Origin of the sequence: Thermomonas sp. (genome assembly GCF_025993755.1) — a bacterium.
GTDB lineage: Bacteria > Pseudomonadota > Gammaproteobacteria > Xanthomonadales > Xanthomonadaceae > Thermomonas.
The window spans coordinates 1-18,769 of sequence record NZ_JAMQHN010000150.1 but is presented as its reverse complement, the minus strand read 5'-3'; the positions used below and the strand labels follow the sequence as shown (position 1 = coordinate 18,769).

The following is an 18,769-nucleotide window of genomic DNA, read 5'->3' as shown; positions in this document are numbered from 1 at the left end:
TGGAGGCTCATCGGCGACATCCCTGTCGCCGATGGTCGCGGCAAGCCCCGGGCCACCGCACCGCCTTCTTACTCCAACGGAATCTCGAATGTTCTTTCGCAACCTGACCCTGTTCCGCTTCCCGATCACGCTCGATCTGTCCGACCTCGAAACGCAGCTGGCCGCCTGCGCGCTCAAGCCCTGCGGCGCGCTGGAGCTGTCCAGTCGCGGCTTCATGTCGCCGTTCGGCCAGCATGGCGACGCCTTCACCCACCGCGGTGACGGCGCGCTGTGGTTGACCGTGGGCGGCGAGGACAAGCTCCTGCCCGGCGCCGTGGTCAACGACCTGCTGCAGAAGAAGCTCGCCGCGATCGAGGAAAAGGAAGGGCGCAAGCCCGGCGGGCGCACCCGCAAGCGGATCAAGGACGAGTTGGTCAGCGAGCTGCTGCCGCGCGCCTTCGTGCGCCCGGTGCGCACCGATGCGCTGATCGACGAAACGCTCGGCGTCATCGCGGTGGACACGTCCTCGCGCAAGACCGCCGAAGCCGTGGTGTCGGAGGTTCGCCGCGCGCTGGGCAGCTTCCCGGCGCTGCCGCTGAACGCCGAAGTCGTGCCGCGCGCCATCCTCACCGGCTGGATCGCCGGCGACCCGCTGCCGGACGGGCTGGCGCTGGGCGACGAGTGCGAGCTGCGCGATCCGACCGACAGCGGCGCGGTGGTCAAGATCCAGCGCATGGAGCTGTCGGGCGAGGAAATCGCCAAGCATCTGGAAGCCGGCAAGCAGGCCACCCGGCTGGCGCTGACGCTGGACGACCACGTCAGCTTCGTGCTCGGCGAAGATCTCGTCGTGCGCAAGTTCAAGCTGCTCGACGGCGCGGTGGACCAGCTGGAGGCCAGCGACAGCGACGATATCGCCGCCGAGCTGGAGACCCGCTTCGCGCTGATGGCCGGTGAATTCAAACGCCTGTTCGGCGTGCTGGAAGCGGCGTTCAAGCTCAGCCGGGCCGACCCCTGAGCGCCCCATTGTGGACCGCCCGGGAGGTAGACTGGCGCGGCTGGACCCTCAACTGCACCCGGAGAACGACATGAGCAAGAAGCTGCTGGTGGTGGCGCTTGGCGTGCTGTCCTGCGCCAGCGTGATGGCGCAATCGCAGGGCGATTGGGTACTTGCAAGGTGGAAAAGCGGAACGTTCTGGTTCCCGGGCGTGGTGCAGGCTCGGAACGGCGACCAGATCACCATCGCCTACGACGACGGAACCCGTGAAACCCTGCCTGCGAAACTGGTCAAGCCGTATGACTGGGCGATCGGTTCGCGCGTGGAATGCCGGTGGCAGGGAGGCAATATGTGGTATCAGGGCAAGATCACCGGGGTCAGCAGGAACCGCACGATGATCGATGTCCTCTATGACGACGGCGACCGTGAACGCATCGCCACCGGCGGCTGCCGTTCCAGGTAAGCGTGCTGTCCTTGCGGCGCCTGCTGCGTCGGCCGCAAGCCGTCCCCCGCGCTGCCGCCCTCCGGCGCGAATGGGTCGATGTGGCGCTCGCGGACGGGGGGCGGATCCCTCTCCTGCGCGTGCGCGATCCGCGCGCGCGGCGGATCAAGCTCAGCGTCGATGAGCGTGGCGTGCGGCTGACCCTGCCGCCGCGCGCAAGCCTCGCCGCGGCGGATCGCTTCCTGCACGAACACGGCGACTGGCTGCGCAGGCAACTCGATCTGCAGGCCGCGCATGCCGCACGGGGTTTGATCGTCGGGCAGACGGCGACGCTGCCGCTGCTTGGCGAGGAGATGCCCCTGACATGGCGGCGCGCACGCGCGACGAGGCTCGACTTCGATGCCCAGGGGCGGCTGGACTTCCAGGTGCCCGCCAGCGCGGGCCAGGCGGCCGTGCAGCGAGCGCTGCGCGATTTCTACGAAGCGCGTGGGCGCGCCGAACTCGGGCGCCGGCTGCCGCGCCATCTCCCGGGCCTGCCGCGGGCGCCGCGCCGCTTCCTGTTCAAGCGCACCACCGGACAGTGGGGCTCGCTGGCTCCCGATGCCAGCCTGTCGCTGGATCTGGCCCTGCTGCTTGCGCGCCCTTCGGCGTTCGAATACGTCCTGGTGCACGAGCTGTGCCACTTGCTGCAGGCCAACCATTCGCCACGGTTCTGGCGCGAAGTCGAAGCGAGGTTCCCGGACTGGCGCGACGAGCGCGATTACCTGCGCCGCGAGGGACGCGCGATGAAGGCCCGTTTGCGCGCGCTGCTGGCCGGTTGAACGGACCGTTCGCGTTTGCCTGAGGGTATCGTTCCAAGTCGAGGCCTTCCGATGAACATTTCGACCCGCAGCGCGCTGGCCCTGGCCCTGTCCGCGCTGGTGCTGACCTTGCCCGCCTGCAAGAAGGCCCGCGACGCCGCCGTCGATGCGGCGCTGGAGCGCGCCACCGGAGTCAAGGTCGATCGCGACAGCAACACCGTCACGGTGCGAACCAACGAAGGCGAGGCGCGGATCGCCTCTGCCGATGACGGCGGCAACCTCACGCTGCCGGCCAGCTTCCCGAAGGACATCCAGCTGCCCGCCCAGTACAAGCTGTCCAGCGTGATGGAGCTTGGCGGGGCGCAGGTCCTGTCGATGACCACGCAGGAAGCGATGGGATCTCTGTTCAACAGCCTGTCGGGCGGGATGGAGCGCAACGGCTGGACGCGCGAGCTGTCGGCGCAAACCGGAGACGGCGGCACCCTCGGTTTCAGCAAGGGCAACACGCACGTGGTGTATTACATCGCGAAGAACGAGAACGGCAGCACCGATCTGAACGTCAACGCCTCGACCACCAGCGAGCAATAGCCCATCCGGGCTTGCACGTCGGCGATCAGGCGCGCAGGAATTCGGCGATCGCCGCCGCCACCTGCCGCGGCTGCTGCATGTGCAGGTGGTGTCCGCCCTGCAGCACCACCATCCGGCCGTCGGGCAGCGCCGCCACCCGGCGCCGCCGCTCCGCGTCCGGCAGGTAGGGTTGCGGCGGATCGGCAAACAGCGCCAGCGTGGGGCATTCGATGCCGGCAAGCAGGTTCTCGACCTGGGCCTCGGTCATCCGCACCAGGTTCGGCAGGGTCAGGCGCGGATCGCTGCTCCAGACGAACCCGCCGTCCACGATCCGCACGCCGCGCTCGACCAGCAGCCGCAGCAACTCCGGTTCGAGTCCGGCGCCGGGGGCGCGGGATGCGGAAAAGCGCGCCTGCACGGCGCTGTCGATGTCCGGAAATACCCGCAAGCGCTTGTCCTTGAGTGCACGCTGCGCCGCCACCGCCTGGCGCAGTCGGGCGCCGGTGCGCTCCGGCGCCTCGGTCAGCACGCCCAGTGCCTCGACCGTCGCCAGCTTCTCGATCCGGTCCGGACAGGCGCAGGCGACCATGCTGGCGATCGCGCCGCCCATCGAATGCCCGAGCAGGCGAAAGCGATCCCAACCCAGCGCGTCGGCCGCGTCTAGCACGCTGGCGATGCTGCCGGCGAAGGAATAATCGCCGCCGACGCCCAGGTGCGCGCTGCGGCCGTGGCCGGGCAGGTCGATCGCGACCAGTTCGACGCCATCCAGATACGGCGCCAGCGGCAGGAAGCTGGCGGCGTTGTCCAGCCAGCCGTGTAGCGCCAGCACGCGCGGTCCGCGCCCGTCGTTGCGCAAGGCGGCCAGTTCTCCCAGCGGCGTGGGCAGTGAAAATTCGCGCATCAGGCCCATCCCGCATCGCTGCCCGCCAGCTTCGCCAGGACGTCGGCGTGGGCCGGCGAGCCGTTCAGGCAGCGGATATAGCGGATCGTCTCGCCGCCGGCCTCGCGGAAGGCTTCGGCGTTCTGCAGCGCGATTTCCTCCAGCGTTTCCAGACAGTCGGCGGCGAATCCCGGGCAAACCACGTCCACGGTATGCACGCCCTCGCGCGCCAGCGCCTGCAAGGTTTGCAGGGTGTAGGGCTGCAGCCAGCGCTCCGGTCCGAAGCGCGACTGGAAGGTCAGCGTCAGCGCTTCGCGTTCGACTCCCAGCGCGTGTGCGATCGCCCGCGCGCTGGTTTCGCACTGGTCCGCGTAGGGATCCCCCGCACGCACGAGCCGCTCCGGAATGCCGTGGAAGGAAAGCAGCAGGCGCTGACCACGACCGTGCTCGGCGTGGAAGCAGCGGATCGAAGAGGCGATGGCGGCCGCCCAGTCCGGATCGGCATGGTAGTCGTGCAGCATTTCCACCCGCATTCCGGCGCCGTGTGCCGCGATCGCGTCGGCCACACTGGCGGTGGTCGTGGTCGAATACTGCGGGTACAGCGGCAGCACCCGCACCTTGCGCACCCCGCGCTCCCGCAGCGACGCCAGCGTCTGGGCCAGGGAGGGCGTGCCATAGCGCATCGCGTAGCCCACTTCCCGATCCGGCAGTCGCTCCTGTACCGCCCGCGCCAGCGCCGCCGTATGCACTGCCAGCGGCGAGCCGCCGTCCAGCCAGATGCTGGCGTACTTGTGCGCCACCTTCGGGCTGCGGCGCGGCAGGATGATCCAGCGCAGCAGCGGCTGCCACAGCCAGCGCGGAATCTGGACCACCCGCGGATCCGACAGGAACTCGCGCAGATAGGCGGAAATCGCCGCGGGCGTGGCGGCCTCCGGCGTGCCGAGATTGGTCAGGATCAGAGCCGGTGGAGCTTCGAGGGGTGCGGACATGCCCATAGCATCGCATGCGGGGCAGGCGTATCTGCCGCTTCACCCGGAAAAATGCGCCGAAGGGACGATCCCTTGCGCGGCGGCCGCGTTGCCTTAAGCTGGATTCATGGGCGCGGCGTCACCATGCCCGCATCCCCCGATCCCGCGACGGAGAATCACCATGACCGTACGTCCCCTGCGTCTGACTCTTGCCCTTTCCGCGCTGCTGCTGGCCGCCGGCGCCGTTGCCGGCGAGCATGAGGACAATCGCGCCGACAATGCGCTGCGGGTGATGCGCGAGATTCAGTCGGTCCCGGATTCCTCGATCCCGGATCGCCTGCTCGACGAGGCGCGCGGGATCGTCGTCATTCCCGACACGATCAAGGCCGGCTTCGTGCTCGGCGGACGTCGCGGCCACGGGCTGATGTCGGTCAGGAATCCGGACGGCACCTGGTCGAATCCGGTGTTCGTGCGGCTCACCGGCGCCAGCGTCGGTTTCCAGGCCGGCGTGCAGTCGGCCGACGTGATCCTCGTGTTCCGCAGCGAGCGCGGGTTGGACAACATCATCAACGGCAAGGTGACTCTGGGCGCCGACGCTGCGGTGGCCGCCGGTCCGGTCGGGCGCAATGCCGCCGCGGCCACCGATGGCGCGCTCAGGGCCGAGATCTGGTCGTGGTCGCGGGCGCGCGGGCTGTTTGCCGGTGTGGCGCTGGATGGCGCCGTCCTGCAGATTGATCACAGCGCCAACCGCGGCGCCTATGGCTACGGAATCACCCCGCGCATGGTGTTCGAAGGGCGCACGCCGACGCCGGCCTCGGCGCCGATCGTGGCCTTCCGCGACGAGCTGGAGGAAGCGACCAACGCCGCCCGCCATGCCCGTCGCGCTGTGCCGGCGGCCGACCCGGGCGCGGCCCAGGCGCACCCTCTGGAATCGGCCGCGCCGGCCACCAGTGCGCCGCTGACACAGCCATAAGGTTCGCGGACGGGCAGATCGCAAATGCGTTTCCAGCGCCGTCCGGACGGGCAAGCCCTCCTGTCGCGATGCCGCGGCAATGCGGTTTCGTCCTGCCGCACGGGTTAGAATCACGCCATCACACAGACGGGTGCACCCATGGGCAGTTTCAGCATTTGGCATTGGTTGATCGTGCTGGCGATCGTCCTGCTGGTGTTCGGCACCAAGCGCCTGACCTCGGGTGCGCGCGATCTCGGCAAGGCGGTCAACGAATTCAAGAAGGGCGTGCGCGGCGACGAGGACAACAAGCCAGCCGCACCGCCCGCCGGGAACGATGCTCCCGCGCCGCCGCAGGAGTCGCGCGGTCACGACGACGGCGCACGCTGACGCCGCGAGGCGGAGACATCGCCGATGTTCGATTTTTCTTTCGGCGAGATGCTGGTGGTGGCGCTGGTGGCCTTGGTCGTGCTCGGCCCAGAGCGCCTGCCGAAGGCGGCGCGTTTCGCCGGGCTGTGGGTGCGCAAGGCGCGCGCCCAGTGGCATGCGGTGAAAAACGAGCTGGAGCAGGAACTGGCGAACGAGGAGCTGCGGCGCAGCCTCGATGAAGCGCGGACGGCGCTGGAGCAATCGCGCAGCGATACGCTGGATGCGGTCAGCGACGCCCAGGGCGCCCTGCGCGTCGAGCCCGTGCAGCCGTCCACCGACCCTTCGCCGGCGCATCCGCCGGCGGATGCAGCGGAAACCCGGCGTGATGACTGACGCAGCAGGCGACATCGAACGGCCATTGATCGCCCACCTGCTGGAGCTGCGCTCGCGCTTGCTGCGCGGCTTCGCCGGACTCGGTCTGGTGCTGGTGTGCCTGTTGCCGTTCGCCAACACGCTCTATGCGCAGCTGGCCAAGCCGCTGCTGGCCAAGCTGCCCGCCGGCAGCCACATCATCGCCACCCAGGTCGCCAGCCCGTTCTTCGCGCCGATGAAGCTGGCGTTCTTCGTCGCACTGGTGGCGACGATGCCGTGGCTGCTTTACCAGGCATGGGCGTTCGTGGCGCCGGGGCTGTACAAGCGCGAGAAGCGTCTGGCGCTGCCGCTGCTGTCTTCGGCGCTGCTGCTGTTCTACGCCGGCTGCGCGTTCGCCTACTTCCTGGTGCTGCCGATGGTGTTCGGTTTCCTGACCCGGGTGACGCCGGACGGCGTGGCGATGATGACCGACATCAGCGCCTATCTCGACTTCGTGCTGGTGCTGTTCCTTGCCTTCGGGCTGGCGTTCGAACTGCCGGTGGCGCTGGTCATCCTCGCCCTGCTGGGCTGGGTGACGCCGGCGCAGCTGCGCGAGGGACGCGGTTATGCCGTGGTCGGGATCTTCATCGTCGCCGCCGTGCTGACACCGCCGGACGTGGTCAGCCAGCTGATGCTGGCGATCCCGATGTGCCTGCTGTACGAGGCGGGCATCATCGCCGCGAAGTTCGTCGCTCCGAGGCCACAGGCCAGTGCCGCCCCCTGAGCGCATACCGGCGGGCTTCTGGCTGCGCTACGCGGCCTGGTCGCTGGATGCAGCCTGCCTGCTGCCGTTGCTTCTGCTGCTGGGCTGGCCCATCCTCGGCGCGGCTGTCGGGCAGGCTGAAGCCGCGATGCGGGCCGTGGGCGCGGGCATGGCGCAGCAGCTCGAGGGCGCCGTTGCCTCGGGGCAGACTCCGCTGGCGATGACCCTGGGCCTGCTCTCGGATCCGCGCATGACCGCTGCGGTGGCGCAATTGTCCTCGGCCCTGACCACGGTGCTGCTGGCGCCGCCCCTGCTGTACGTCCTGCTGGCCTGCCCTTGGTCGCTGGCGTTCGAATGCTCGCGCGGGCAGGCCACGCCGGGAAAACGCGTGTTCGGGCTGGTTGTTGGCGACGCCCAGGGCGATCGCCTGACCCTGCCGCGGGCGCTGGCGCGCTTCGCCGCCGCCGGGTTGTCCTGGCTCACCCTGAACCTCGGACACGCGATGGTCCTGCTCGCGCCGCATCTGGCCCTGCATGATCGACTGACCCAGACCCGCGTGCTGGTCGAACCGGCGCGTCGGGCGCTGCCGCGCTGGGGCCGCGCGTGGCTGCTGCTGCAACTGGTCGCTGGCGTTCTCGCCACCGCCTGGCTGCTCGTGGCGATGCGCGACGGGATGCAGTCCTTGTTGTCGCAGGCGCCGGGTGCGCCCTGAGCCGATCGGTCGGGGCGTTCAGGCTTCGATATGGTGCACGGGAACCGGCGGTGGCTCCGCCGCTGGATCGCCGAAGGTGTCGCGCCAGGCGAAGCAGGCCGCTCCGGCGATCAGCACCAGCGCGGCGGTGGCAAAGCCCAGCATCACCAGCGTGGCCAGCGCGGCGCTCACCGTGGGGTGGATCAATCCGCCCAGCAGGCCGAACAGGCCGGCGACCAGTCCCGCCACCAGCGCGCCCACCAGCAGCGCACCGATGAACAGGCCCGCGGCCAGCAGGTTGGCGGTCGCGTTGCGCACTGCCGCGCGCAGGGCCGCGCCCAGCGCCTGCAACAGGCTGCGGTCGGAAAACAGCATCAGCGGAATGGAATAGAGCAGCAGCGCGTAGCTGAAATAGTTGAAGGCCATCTGCACGACGAACAGCAGCCCCGGATGGCGCGGTTCGCCCAGCACAGGCGTCCCGCCCTGCATCGCCACTTCGGCCGCCTTCATGTAGTCCTGCCAGTAGTCGGTGCCGGCAAGCCCGAGTGCGAGCGCGCCGCCGAACATTGCCAGCAGGACCTGCACCACGCCCAGCCAGGCCAGCTTCTGGCCGTGCTCGCTGCGCAGCGGCGCGTAGATGTCGCGCGCGCGCACCGGACGGCCGGCCTCGGCTTCGCGCACCACGTGCATCAGCCCGCCGAGCAGGATCGGCACTAGGAAAATGATCAGCATGGCCAGCGCCAGCGCCACCAGCATCACCAGCTTCATGTCGGGCTGCTGGCCCTGCCGGCTCGCGCCGCCAACCAGCAGCGAGAGCACCAGCGCCATCACCAGCACGGCGGCGTAGAGGGTCGAGATCAGCAGCAGCGCGGCGCCGAACACGGCGCGCGGGTTTTTCGAGCCGAGGTCGATGGCCAGCCGGAACCACGCCAACCCTTGATGGGCCGGCAATTTGCGAATGTCCATGAAACGCCCCGATCTGACCGCGACAGGATACCGGAAGCGGCGTCAACGCCGCGCGTGGCGCACGAACCGGCGCAGCACCCGGCGCGCGTCGGGCGCGGCCGTCACGCCCGCCAGCAGCGTCCGCGCATCGCGGCCCTCCTTCGCCAGCGCGTCGGCACGGGCGTGGATGTAGCCGGACATGTGGACGGTGCTGAACTCGGGGTGGAACTGCACGCCCCAGGCCGAGCGTCCCCAGCGCATGGCGTGGCAAGCGTCGTGACCGTTCCCGGCCAGCACCACGGCATCCGGTGGCGGCCGCAGCACGCTTTGCATGTGGGTCGCCTGCGCCGGCATCCGCGCCGGAAGGCCGGCGAACAGCGGGTCATCCACGGCGGCGGCGGTCAGGTCGATCCCGACCGTGCCCATCTCGCGCCCGTTCGGGTTGTAGCCGACCTCGCCGCCGAAGGCGTGGGCGAGCAGCTGGTGGCCGTAGCAAATGCCCAGCAGCGGCAGTCCGGCCTGTCCCGCCTCGCGCAGCCAGTCGGCGCAGCGCTCGCTCCAGTCCAGGCGCTCGGTCACCATCGCCGCCGAGCCGGTGACGACCGCGCCGGCGAACCCCGCGCGTTCGGGCAGCGGCTCGCCGTGCTCGACGTCGATCACGATGGCCGCGTCGCGATCCAGTCCGGCGGCCACGCGGATCCAGTGCGCGAAGCTGCCGTGTCGGCGCATCGCCTCGGTCGGGTGGCCGGTGGACAAAATGAGGACGGGCTGCATGGCGGTATTTCGGGGCCTGGCGTCTTCTGGCGCGGAAAGTCCGGCTTGGAGCCGGCGTCTGTGCCGGCACATTTATACTAGCGAGTCACCTTCCGGTTTTCGCAAAATGGCCGCCACCCGCGTTTCGATCACCTTCCAGGAACTCATCACCCGCCTCAACGCGTATTGGGCGCAGCAGGGTTGCGTGCTGATCCAGCCGCTCGATCTGGAAGTCGGGGCGGGCACCTTCCATCCGGCCACCTTCCTGCGCTCGATCGGGCCGGAGCCGTGGAACGCCGCTTACGTGCAGCCCAGCCGCCGCCCCACCGATGGCCGCTATGGCGACAATCCCAACCGCCTGCAGCGCTACTACCAGTACCAGGTGGTGATGAAGCCGTCGCCGGACAACATCGTCGAGCTGTATTTCGATTCGCTCAAGGCGCTGGGCATCGACCCGCTGGTGCACGACCTGCGGCTGGTCGAGGACAACTGGGAATCGCCCACGCTCGGCGCCTGGGGCCTCGGTTGGGAGGTGTGGCTCAACGGCATGGAGGTGACCCAGTTCACCTACTTCCAGCAGGCCGGCGGCCTGGAATGCCGGCCGGTGCTGGGCGAGATCACCTATGGCCTGGAACGGCTGTGCATGTACCTGCAGAACTGCGACAACGTCTACGACCTGGTGTGGACCTACGGGCCGGACGGCGAACCGGTCACCTACGGCATGGTCTATCACCAGAACGAGGTCGAGCAGAGCGCGTACAACTTCGAGCACGCCGACGTCGAGGAAATGTTCCATCGCTTCGACGCCTGCGAAGCCGAGGCGATGAAACTGGTCGAGGCCGGTTTGCCGCTGCCGGCGTATGAGCAGGTCACCAAGGCCTCGCACTCTTTCAACCTGCTCGACGCCCGCCGCGCGATTTCCGTCACCGAACGCCAGCGCTACATCCTGCGCGTGCGCAAGCTGGCGCAGGCGGTGGCGGAATGTTATTTCGCCCAGCGCGAGAAGCTCGGGTTTCCGGGACTCGAGAAGAATTGATGCCGTCATCCCCGCGCAGGCGGGGATCCAGTGACTTCCAAACGAACGCACAGAACGCTGGATTCCCGCCTTCGCGGGAATGACGAGCGAAAAGCAGAAGGCTCGATCCACATGACCACCATGCAACCTCTCCTGATCGAACTGGGCACCGAAGAACTGCCGGTCAAGGCGCTGCCCGGCCTGGCGCAGGCGTTTTTCGATGGCGTGCTGGCTGCGCTGGGCAAGCGTGGCGTCGCCATCGAACGCGGCGATGCCAAGCCGCTGTATTCGCCGCGCCGGCTGGCCGTGCTGCTGCCCGGCGTGGCCGAAGTCCAGCCCGAGCAGCGCAGCGAAGTCCTGGGCCCGTACCTGAACATCGCGCTGGATGCCGACGGCCATCCGACCCGCGCGCTGCAGGGCTTCGCCGCCAAGGCCGGCGTGGACTGGACGGCGTTGGAGAAGACCTCCGACGCCAAGGGCGAGCGTTTCGTCCATCGCGCCGTCACGCCCGGCGCGCGCACCGTCGACCTGCTGCAGGCGGTGCTGGACGAGGCCCTGCATGGCATGCCGATCCCCAAGCCGATGCGCTGGGGCGACCGCCCCTACGGCTTCGCGCGCCCGCTGCACTGGCTGGTGGCACTGCTGGGCAAGGACGTGGTGCCGCTGCAGGCGCTGGGCATCACCGCCGGCCGCAACAGTCGCGGCCATCGCTTCCTGCACGAAGGCGCGGTTTGGATCAGCAAGCCGGGCGATTACGTCGAGGCGCTGCGCGCCGCCAAGGTGCTGGTGGATCCCGACGAGCGCCGCACCCGGGTCGTCGACGAGGTGATCCGTGCCGCCGCCGAGGCCGGCGGCAACGCCCGCATCAGCGACGACAACCTGCAGCAGGTCAACTGCCTCAACGAATGGCCGGTGGCGGTGCTGTGCACCTTCGAACGCGACTTCCTGACCGTACCGCAGGAAGCGCTGATCGAGACCATGGAGGCGAACCAGAAGTTCTTCCCGCTGCTGGATGCCGACGGCAAGCTGTCCGAGCATTTCATCGGCATCGCCAACATCGATTCGAAGCAGCCGGCCGAAATCCGCAAGGGCTACGAGCGGGTGATCCGCCCGCGTTTTGCCGACGCCAGGTTCTTCTTCGACGAGGATCTGAAGCAGGGCCTCGCCGCAATGGGCGATGGCCTCAAGACCGTCACCTATCAGGCCAAGCTGGGCAGCGTGGCCGACAAGGTGGCGCGCGTGGCGGCGCTGGCGGAAACCGTCGCCGCGCAGGTCGGCGCGGACGCGGCGCAGGCGAAGCGCGCCGCGCGGCTGGCGAAGAACGACCTGCAAAGCCGCATGGTCAACGAATTCCCGGAGCTGCAGGGCATCGCCGGACGCTACTACGCGCAGCGCGCCGGCGAGCCGGCCGACGTGGCGCTGGCGATCGACGAAAGCTATCGCCCGCGCTTCGCCGCCGACGACATCGCCGCATCAAAACTGGGCAAGGTGCTGGCGATCGCCGAGCGGCTGGATACCCTGGCCGGCGGCTTCGCCGCGGGCCTCAAGCCGACCGGCAACAAGGACCCGTTCGCGCTGCGCCGCAATGCGCTGGGGCTGGCGCGGACGATCATCGAAAGTGGCTTCGAGCTCGATCTTTGGTCGTTTTTGGAGACGGCCTACAGTGCCGCGCATGAAGCCATCGCATTTACGGCGCATGGAAAGCTCAAGCAAGCCGAACGCGATGCGAAGGCAGCGGGCGTCGAGTTGACTCCGAACAAACGCGTCTCGTTCAGATATAGATCTGATGAAGTCACGGAACTCTATGACTTCATCCTCGACCGCCTGCGCGGCTACTACGCCGACCGCGGCGTGCCGGCCTCGCAGTTCCACGCCGTCGCCGAACGGAAGCCGGCCTCGCTGTACGACTTCGACCGCCGCCTGGCCGCCATCGGCACCTTCGCGCAGCTGCCCGATGCCGCCGCGCTGGCGGCCGCCAACAAACGCATCGGCAACATCCTGAAGAAGGCCGACATCGACATCCCGGCGATGGAAGATGCGGCGCTGCTGTCCGAGCCCGCCGAGCTGGCGCTGGCCGAGGCGGTGGAAGCCGCCTGCGCCGCCACCGACGCGGCGCTGGCGCAGCGCGACTACGTCACCGTGCTGTCGCAGCTGGCGCGGCTGCGCCCGCAGGTGGATGCGTTCTTCGACGCGGTGATGGTCAACGCCGACGACCCGGCGGTGCGCGCCAACCGGCTGGCCTTGCTCAAGCGGCTGGCCGACCGGCTGGGCAGCGTGGCGGCGATCGAGCACCTGTCGGCGTAGCGACGGGCGCGCACGAACCTCATCCAGGGCGCAGGCGCGCGGCGCGCGTGGACGCGCAGCCGGGGGGCAGGCGGCTGGTCGCCTGCCACGACTTCCCGCTGCGCGCAGGCCGCGGCCGCTCCTGCGCGGCTAATTGCTGCGGTCGTACATCTCCAGCAGACGCTGCTTGAGCGCCAGCTTCTCGCGCTTCATCTGGCCGAGCCGGACGTCGTCGATCGGCAGTACGCCGCGCTCCGCATCGTTGACCTGCTGGTCGAGATCACGATGGTGGTAGTACATCTTGCGGAACTCGGCGTTGGCGTTCATCAGTGCTTCGATCTGTTCCTGCGGTTGTCCTTCAAACATGAAGACCTCCTGTTGCGGTGAAACGGCGCCCGTCCCGGACGGGTAGGCGCATTGCGGGAGCGGCAGCGCGGGCTGCCGCCATGCCATGCGGTTCGGGCCGGGCCGAACCGCGAAGGACTTGCCCGGCAGCGTGCCGGACGCGGATATGAAAACGCCCCGCCATCGGATCGGGCGGGGCGCTCTGGATTTCGCGAACCACGGGGCCGGCATCCACCACCCGGTCTCCGCCGCACCCGTGCGGTGCGTTGGCGATCTCCGGGTTGTCGAACGGGTCATGCATCGGCCGGGCTCCGGCCAGACGGCTGTTCGTGGAATCGAACCATCTGGGCATTCGACCCTACGCCGACCCGTCGCCGCCTGCAAGCCCCCGGGCTGAACGTCGTGGAAACGGCCGCGCTTTCCAGTAAAATATGTTGAAAATCAATTGTTTGTAGAAACAATGATTTCGACGCGGCGGTTCTTTGCCCGCCCCGCCGCGCTGCCGTTGTCGGCCACAGGCTGGGTCGCTCCCGCACCACTGGCGCTGACCCGGGTGCGCGCCACGCCGGCCGCGACCAGGGTCGCCCGCACCTGCTGGGCGCGGCGGTCGGACAGCGTCTGATTGGCCGCGGCTGCGCCCTGACTGTCGGTATGGCCGACCACCTGGATTGCCCCACCGGGAATCGCGGCAAGGTAGATGCCGAGCGCGCGGATGCTGGCGCCGGCCTCCGGCGTCAGCTCCGCCTGCCCGCTGGCGAAGGCGCTGCCGGCCAGCGTGAAGATGTCGCCGCGCGCATCGCGGCGGGAGGGCGGCAACGCGGCGCCGGCGGTCAGCTCGGCCTCCTTGCGCGCCAGCGCGGCTTCGCGGGCGCGGGCCGCCTCGGCCTTGCCCTGCTGGACCGCCACCGCGCCGTCCAGCGCCGCTTCGGCCTGCTCGGTGCGCGCCTGCTGGCGCTGCGCTTCCTCGGCCTGCAGCTGGGCCTGCAGCCGCAGGCGGTCGGCCTCGGCGCGGGCGCGCTCGGCATCGCGACGACTGGCTTCCACCCGCAGGTCGCTGCGCTCGCGCTCCAGACGGTCGACTTCGCGGCGTGCCGCCTCGACCCGGGCCGCCTGCTCGGCCACCTCGATCCGTCGCTGCGCCAGCGCGGCGGCGGCCTGCTGTGCGCTACGCCCGGCGGCCGCCTGGGCGGCGATGGCCTGGCGCGCCTGCAGCCGTTCGAACTGGGCCAAGCTGCCCAGCACCGGATCGGCGTCCAATGCCTGCAGGCGCTGCGCGGGGGTTCCGGCCGGCGCCGGCGTATCCAGCGGGATCGTGGCCGTTCCGGCGGCGCGTTCCATCTGCAGCTGCGCACGCAGGCCGTCGACGTCGGCCCGCAGCTGGATCAATGCCGAGCGCGTGGTCTGGGTGCGGCTGCGCACCCGCGCAAGATCGCCATCGGCCGCCGCCGACAGCGCCAGCGCGCGCGCATCGGCATCGCGCCTGCGCTCCATCGCGCTCTGCGCGGCCTGCAGCTCGCGGCGCGCCGCGTCCAGTTCCTGCGCCGCGTACTGCTCGGCGTCAGCCGCCTCGGCGCCGGCCACCGCCTGCCGGGCCGCATCCAGCTCGGCCGTGGGAGGCGGCAGGGTGGCGCAGCCGGCCAGGATCAGCATCCCGCCCGCCAGCAAGGCGTGCAGGGCATGGCGGAATTGTGCGAAGCTTGGATGCATGGGAGGCTGCGGCGGTTGAGGTCTGCGGCCATTGTGGGAAGCTGGCGGCGACGATGCAACGGCGCGCCGCAAGGCCAGAGTGGAGAGCGCAATGGATATCGGCCCGTTTTTCAAGACGATGATGGAAAAGAACGCCTCGGACATGTTCCTGTCCACGGGCTCGCCGGTGAACATCAAGTTCGAGGGCGAACTGGTGCCGATGACCCAGTCACCGCTCAGCCCGGGCGAGTGCAAGGCGATCGCCTACGCGATGATGGATCGGGCGCAGATCGAGGAATTCGAGCGCGAAAAAGAGCTGAACATGGCGATCTCGGTGCCCGGCTGCGGGCGCTTCCGCGTCAACGTGTTCCTGCAGCGCGGGGAAGTCGGGCTGGTCATCCGAACGATCCGCAGCGACATCCCCAGTATCGAGGACCTGCAGCTGCCGACGGTGCTCAAGGACATCATCATGGCGCCGCGCGGGCTGGTGCTGATCGTCGGCTCCACCGGCTCGGGCAAGTCGACCACGCTGGCGTCGATGATCGACCACCGCAACACCAGCACCACCGGCCACATCCTCACCATCGAGGACCCGATCGAATACCTGCACCGGCACAAGAAGTCGGTGGTCAACCAGCGCGAGGTCGGGCTCGATACCCACAGCTTCCACGCCGCGCTGAAGAACGCGATGCGCGAGGCGCCCGACGTCATCCTGATCGGCGAAATCCGCGACGAGCAGACCATGGAAGCGGCGATCGCCTTCGCCGAAACCGGCCACATCTGTCTGGCGACCCTGCACTCCAACAACGCCGACCAGACCATTGAGCGCATCCTCAACTTCTTCCCCGAGGGTGCGCACAAGAACGTGCTGATGAACCTCGCGCTGAACCTCAAGGCGGTGATCAGCCAGCGCCTGGTGATCGGCGTCGACGGCCGCCGCCTGCCGGCGACCGAGGTGCTGATCAACACGCCGCTGATCCGCGACCTGATGCGGCGCGGCGAGGTGCACAAGATCAAGCAGGCGATGGAGGAATCGCTGCAGGACGGCATGCACAGCTTCGACCAGTGCCTGTTCCGGCTCTACAAGGAAGGCCGGATCGAGATGGAGGAGGCGCTCAAGGCGGCCGACTCGCGCGACGGCCTGGCGCTCAAGTTCCGGCTGTCGGAAGGCGCCACCGGCGAGCACGACCCCTACGCTGACGTGTTCAACGCCGCCAGCGCCTGACCTGCGGCGGCAACCGATCCCGCGTCATTGCGCGTCCGGCTGGTTCTCCGGGCGCGCCGCGTCGAATTCCGGCAGGGCCAGACATTCGGCCTCGATCCGGCACAGGGTCGGGTACGCCGCCATGTCCACGCCATGGCGGCGGGCGTTGTAGATCTGCGGAATCAGGCAGCAGTCGGAAAATCCCGGCGCGTCGCCGTCGCAGTAGGTGCCGGTCGAAGGGTGATCGGCCAGCTGCAGTTCGGCCACCTTGAAACCGGACTCGATCCAGTGCCTGACCCAGCCGTCGCGCTCGGGCTGCGGCACGTGCCATTCGCGGTCGAAATACTGCAGCACGCGCAGGTTGTTGAGCGGGTGGATGTCGCAGGCGACCAGAAGCGCCAAAGCACGGGCGCGCTGGCGTTCGCGCGCGGTCGCCGGCAGCAGCGGACGGTCCGGCCAGACCTCGTCCAGGTATTCGAGGATCGACAGCGACTGGGTGAGCCGGCGCTGGCCGTGCATCAGGGTGGGCACCAGTTCCTGCGGGTTGATCGCACGGTACTCCGGCGTGTGCTGCTGGCCGCCGTCGCGCACCAGGTGCACCGGGACGATCTCGTGATCGAGCCGCTTGAGGTTCAGCCCGATGCGCACGCGATACGCGGCGCTCGAGCGCCAGTAGGAGTACAGCCGCAGTGTTTCGCCCATTGTCCCACCCATGCCGTCACCCTAGCCGATCACGGCGGCCGGCAGCTGCCGTTCATCCGGCCAGTTCGACCGCCGGGAGGCCGGGTCAGGGCCGCGGCTGCTGTTCGATCGCCTGCTCGATGGCCCCGAACACGCTGCGGCCTTCGGCGTCCAGCATCTCGATGCGGATGCGGTCGCCGAACGCCAGGAACGGCGTGCTCGGCTTGCCGTCACGCAGGGTTTCGACCGTGCGCTGCTCGGCAAAGCAGGACGCGCCCAGCGACGTGTCCTCGTTGGCGACGGTGCCCGAGCCGACCAGGGTGCCGGCCGACAGCGGCCGGGTCCTGGCCGCGTGCGCGATGAGCTGGGCGAAATCGAACTGCATGTCCAGGCCGGCTTCCGGCGCGCCGAACCAGTGGCCGTTGACCCAGGTGCGCATCGGCAGGTGCACCTTGTTGTCGCGCCAGGCCTCGCCCAGCTCGTCCGGAGTGACGAACACCGGACTGAGCGCGCTGCGCGGCTTGGACTGAAGGAAGCCGAAGCCCTTGGCCAGTTCCGGCGGGATCAGATTGCGCAGCGACACGTCGTTGACCAGGCCGATCAGCTGGATGTGTCCGGCGGCCTGCTCCGGCGTCACCGCCATCGGCACGTCGTCGGTGATGACCACCACCTCGGCTTCCAGATCGATGCCGTAATCCGCGCTGACCACCTTGACCGGATCGCGCGGGCCAAGGAAACCGGCGCTGACCGCCTGGTACATCAGCGGATCGACGTAGAAGCTTTCCGGCACGCTGGCGCCACGGGCACGCCGCACCCGCTCGACGTGCGGCAGGTAGGCGCTGCCGTCGACGAATTCGTAGGCGCGCGGCAGCGGCGCGGCCAGCAGGTGCATATCGAGCGCGAACGCGCCGGCGGCGCGGCCCGCGCACAGGTCTTCGTACAGCGCGTTCAGCCGTGGCGCGGCGGCATCCCAGTCTTCCAACGCACGTTGCAGGGTCGGCGCGATGGCCTCGGCACGCACCGCGGTTTTCAGGTCGCGGGACACCACGATCAGACTGCCGTCGCGCCCACCCTGCTTCAGGGATCCCAGTTTCATTGCCGCCACCCTCGCGTCTTGATTCAGCCGGACATTGTATCGGGGTGCCGCCGCCGTGGCCGGGCGCTCAGTCGTCGCCGAGAAACGCGGCCGCGCGGGTGTATCGGGGTCAGGTTCACTTCTGAGCCGTCCGCAGGCAAAAGCCTGACGCCAACAATGAGGCGTGGCTGATCCCGTTTCATGCCGAACGCCGCTGCAATGGCCCCATGGCCAGACTCCCGCGAATTGACCTTCCGGATATCCCGCAGCACGTTGTGCAGCGCGGCAACAATCGATTGCCGTGTTTTCTTGACGACCAGGACCGTCTTCATTACCTCTCGCTGCTGCGGGACGTATTGGTTGACACACAGTGCCACCTGCATGCTTACGTATTGATGGATAACCACGTGCATTTGCTGTTGAGTCCGCCAGAACGAGGCGCCATCGGCAGGCTGATGCAGATGCTTGGACGTCGCTTTGTCGGCTACTTCAATGCCCGGCATGGGCGCAGCGGCACCCTCTGGGAAGGCCGCTACAAGGCTTGCCTTGTCGATGGCGAAGGCTACGTCCTCCGCTGCACGCGCTACATCGACCTGAATCCGGTACGCGCCCGGATGACCGATGATCCCGCCGACTATCGCTGGTCTAGTTGCGCCGCACTCTGCGGCCTGCGTGACGAACCGTTGCTCTCCCCGCACTCTTCGCTGTTGGCGCTAGGCAGCGACATTCGCGAACGAGCCCGAGCTTACCTACAGCTGTTGAACGACGCCATCTCCGAAGATGAACTCACGGCGATCCGCACATACCTGCAGCAGCAACGCGCCTGGGGCCGGAACGATTTTCGCGCAATGGTCGAAGCCAAGACCAAACGTTTCGCGGATATCAGGCCCGCCCATCGGCCAGTCCGATTACCCCCAGCCCGATAAGTGAACCTGAAAACTCATGTCGCCGCCTCCTGGCGATGGCGGTACGTTCGTGGTTCCTACACAACGAGCGTGCGCCACGCACCAGGAGACGACGATGGCACTG

General features: G+C 68.7%; 20 protein-coding genes and 1 pseudogene. 13 read left to right on the top strand and 8 right to left on the bottom strand.

Annotation, left to right across the window (positions count from 1 at the left end; all coding sequences use genetic code 11):
- Positions 1 to 88: 88 nt before the first annotated feature.
- The 4 genes from Q0X16_RS10980 (at position 89) to Q0X16_RS10965 (ending at position 2,803) form a co-directional block, all read left to right on the top strand.
- Positions 89 to 994 (top strand): recombination-associated protein RdgC, encoded by a 906-nt coding sequence (locus Q0X16_RS10980; RefSeq protein WP_297834225.1) that lies wholly within the window; start codon positions 89 to 91, stop codon positions 992 to 994.
- A gap of 70 nt (positions 995 to 1,064) precedes the next feature.
- Positions 1,065 to 1,436 (top strand): hypothetical protein, encoded by a 372-nt coding sequence (locus Q0X16_RS10975; protein ID WP_297834222.1) that lies wholly within the window; start codon positions 1,065 to 1,067, stop codon positions 1,434 to 1,436.
- Between the two features lie 11 nt (positions 1,437 to 1,447).
- Positions 1,448 to 2,236, top strand: coding sequence for a SprT family zinc-dependent metalloprotease (locus Q0X16_RS10970; protein ID WP_297834228.1), 789 nt, complete (start codon positions 1,448 to 1,450; stop codon positions 2,234 to 2,236).
- 51 nt (positions 2,237 to 2,287) lie between these two features.
- Entirely contained in the window at positions 2,288 to 2,803 is a 516-nt protein-coding gene (locus Q0X16_RS10965) for a hypothetical protein (protein ID WP_297834219.1), read from the top strand.
- Positions 2,804 to 2,828: 25 nt separating this feature from the next.
- Here Q0X16_RS10965 and Q0X16_RS10960 read toward each other — a convergent pair whose 3' ends face one another.
- Positions 2,829 to 3,683, bottom strand: coding sequence for an alpha/beta hydrolase (locus tag Q0X16_RS10960; RefSeq protein ID WP_297834217.1), 855 nt, complete (start codon positions 3,681 to 3,683; stop codon positions 2,829 to 2,831).
- Positions 3,683 to 4,651, bottom strand: a complete 969-nt coding sequence (gene hemH, locus Q0X16_RS10955; RefSeq protein ID WP_297834214.1) for a ferrochelatase — start codon at positions 4,649 to 4,651, stop codon at positions 3,683 to 3,685. The genes Q0X16_RS10960 and hemH overlap by 1 nt, the downstream gene beginning before the upstream one ends.
- A 160-nt stretch (positions 4,652 to 4,811) precedes the next feature.
- Here hemH and Q0X16_RS10950 point away from each other — a divergent pair.
- From Q0X16_RS10950 to Q0X16_RS10930, 5 genes and pseudogenes are all read left to right on the top strand, one after another.
- Positions 4,812 to 5,501, top strand: a pseudogene (locus Q0X16_RS10950) (lipid-binding SYLF domain-containing protein); the annotation flags it as partial.
- A gap of 240 nt (positions 5,502 to 5,741) precedes the next feature.
- Entirely contained in the window at positions 5,742 to 5,969 is a 228-nt protein-coding gene (locus Q0X16_RS10945) for a Sec-independent protein translocase subunit TatA (protein ID WP_297834212.1), read from the top strand.
- A 24-nt stretch (positions 5,970 to 5,993) separates the two neighbouring features.
- Positions 5,994 to 6,341, top strand: coding sequence for a Sec-independent protein translocase protein TatB (gene tatB / locus Q0X16_RS10940; RefSeq protein WP_297834210.1), 348 nt, complete (start codon positions 5,994 to 5,996; stop codon positions 6,339 to 6,341).
- Positions 6,334 to 7,083 (top strand): twin-arginine translocase subunit TatC, encoded by a 750-nt coding sequence (gene tatC, locus Q0X16_RS10935; RefSeq protein WP_297834208.1) that lies wholly within the window; start codon positions 6,334 to 6,336, stop codon positions 7,081 to 7,083. The genes tatB and tatC overlap by 8 nt, the downstream gene beginning before the upstream one ends.
- Positions 7,070 to 7,774 carry an RDD family protein gene (locus Q0X16_RS10930; RefSeq protein WP_297834205.1) on the top strand — a complete coding sequence of 235 codons (705 nt, stop codon included), beginning with the start codon at positions 7,070 to 7,072 and terminating at the stop codon, positions 7,772 to 7,774. The genes tatC and Q0X16_RS10930 overlap by 14 nt, the downstream gene beginning before the upstream one ends.
- Positions 7,775 to 7,792: 18 nt before the next feature.
- Here the strand turns inward: Q0X16_RS10930 and Q0X16_RS10925 are convergent, their stop codons facing one another.
- Positions 7,793 to 8,719 carry a DUF2189 domain-containing protein gene (locus Q0X16_RS10925; protein WP_297834202.1) on the bottom strand — a complete coding sequence of 309 codons (927 nt, stop codon included), beginning with the start codon at positions 8,717 to 8,719 and terminating at the stop codon, positions 7,793 to 7,795.
- Positions 8,720 to 8,761: 42 nt separating this feature from the next.
- Positions 8,762 to 9,472 carry a glutamine amidotransferase gene (locus Q0X16_RS10920; RefSeq protein WP_297834199.1) on the bottom strand — a complete coding sequence of 237 codons (711 nt, stop codon included), beginning with the start codon at positions 9,470 to 9,472 and terminating at the stop codon, positions 8,762 to 8,764.
- A gap of 106 nt (positions 9,473 to 9,578) precedes the next feature.
- On the opposite strand from Q0X16_RS10920, the gene glyQ reads away from it, so the two are divergent.
- The gene (gene glyQ, locus Q0X16_RS10915) at positions 9,579 to 10,487 is read left to right on the top strand and encodes a glycine--tRNA ligase subunit alpha (RefSeq protein WP_297834197.1); all 909 of its coding nucleotides are present in this window, start codon (positions 9,579 to 9,581) and stop codon (positions 10,485 to 10,487) included.
- Between the two features lie 111 nt (positions 10,488 to 10,598).
- Complete coding sequence (glyS, locus tag Q0X16_RS10910) at positions 10,599 to 12,770, top strand: glycine--tRNA ligase subunit beta (RefSeq protein ID WP_297834195.1); 2,172 nt, start codon at positions 10,599 to 10,601, stop codon at positions 12,768 to 12,770.
- A gap of 129 nt (positions 12,771 to 12,899) precedes the next feature.
- Here glyS and Q0X16_RS10905 read toward each other — a convergent pair whose 3' ends face one another.
- Positions 12,900 to 13,115: a YdcH family protein gene (locus Q0X16_RS10905; RefSeq protein WP_297834192.1), complete on the bottom strand. Its 216-nt coding sequence runs from the start codon at positions 13,113 to 13,115 to the stop codon at positions 12,900 to 12,902.
- A gap of 420 nt (positions 13,116 to 13,535) precedes the next feature.
- The gene (locus Q0X16_RS10900; RefSeq protein WP_297834189.1) at positions 13,536 to 14,801 is read right to left on the bottom strand and encodes an OmpA family protein; all 1,266 of its coding nucleotides are present in this window, start codon (positions 14,799 to 14,801) and stop codon (positions 13,536 to 13,538) included.
- 91 nt (positions 14,802 to 14,892) lie between these two features.
- Here Q0X16_RS10900 and Q0X16_RS10895 point away from each other — a divergent pair, with 91 nt between their 5' ends.
- Positions 14,893 to 16,005 (top strand): PilT/PilU family type 4a pilus ATPase, encoded by a 1,113-nt coding sequence (locus tag Q0X16_RS10895; protein WP_297834187.1) that lies wholly within the window; start codon positions 14,893 to 14,895, stop codon positions 16,003 to 16,005.
- 24 nt (positions 16,006 to 16,029) lie between these two features.
- Here the strand turns inward: Q0X16_RS10895 and maiA are convergent, their stop codons facing one another.
- Both maiA and Q0X16_RS10885 read right to left on the bottom strand, forming a co-directional pair.
- Positions 16,030 to 16,686: a maleylacetoacetate isomerase gene (gene maiA / locus Q0X16_RS10890; RefSeq protein ID WP_297834185.1), complete on the bottom strand. Its 657-nt coding sequence runs from the start codon at positions 16,684 to 16,686 to the stop codon at positions 16,030 to 16,032.
- A gap of 85 nt (positions 16,687 to 16,771) precedes the next feature.
- On the bottom strand, positions 16,772 to 17,761 hold the full coding sequence (locus Q0X16_RS10885; RefSeq protein WP_297834183.1) for a fumarylacetoacetate hydrolase family protein: 990 nt from the start codon (positions 17,759 to 17,761) through the stop codon (positions 16,772 to 16,774).
- Positions 17,762 to 17,967: 206 nt separating this feature from the next.
- On the opposite strand from Q0X16_RS10885, the gene Q0X16_RS10880 reads away from it, so the two are divergent.
- Entirely contained in the window at positions 17,968 to 18,666 is a 699-nt protein-coding gene (locus Q0X16_RS10880; RefSeq protein WP_297834180.1) for a transposase, read from the top strand.
- Positions 18,667 to 18,769: the final 103 nt, after the last annotated feature.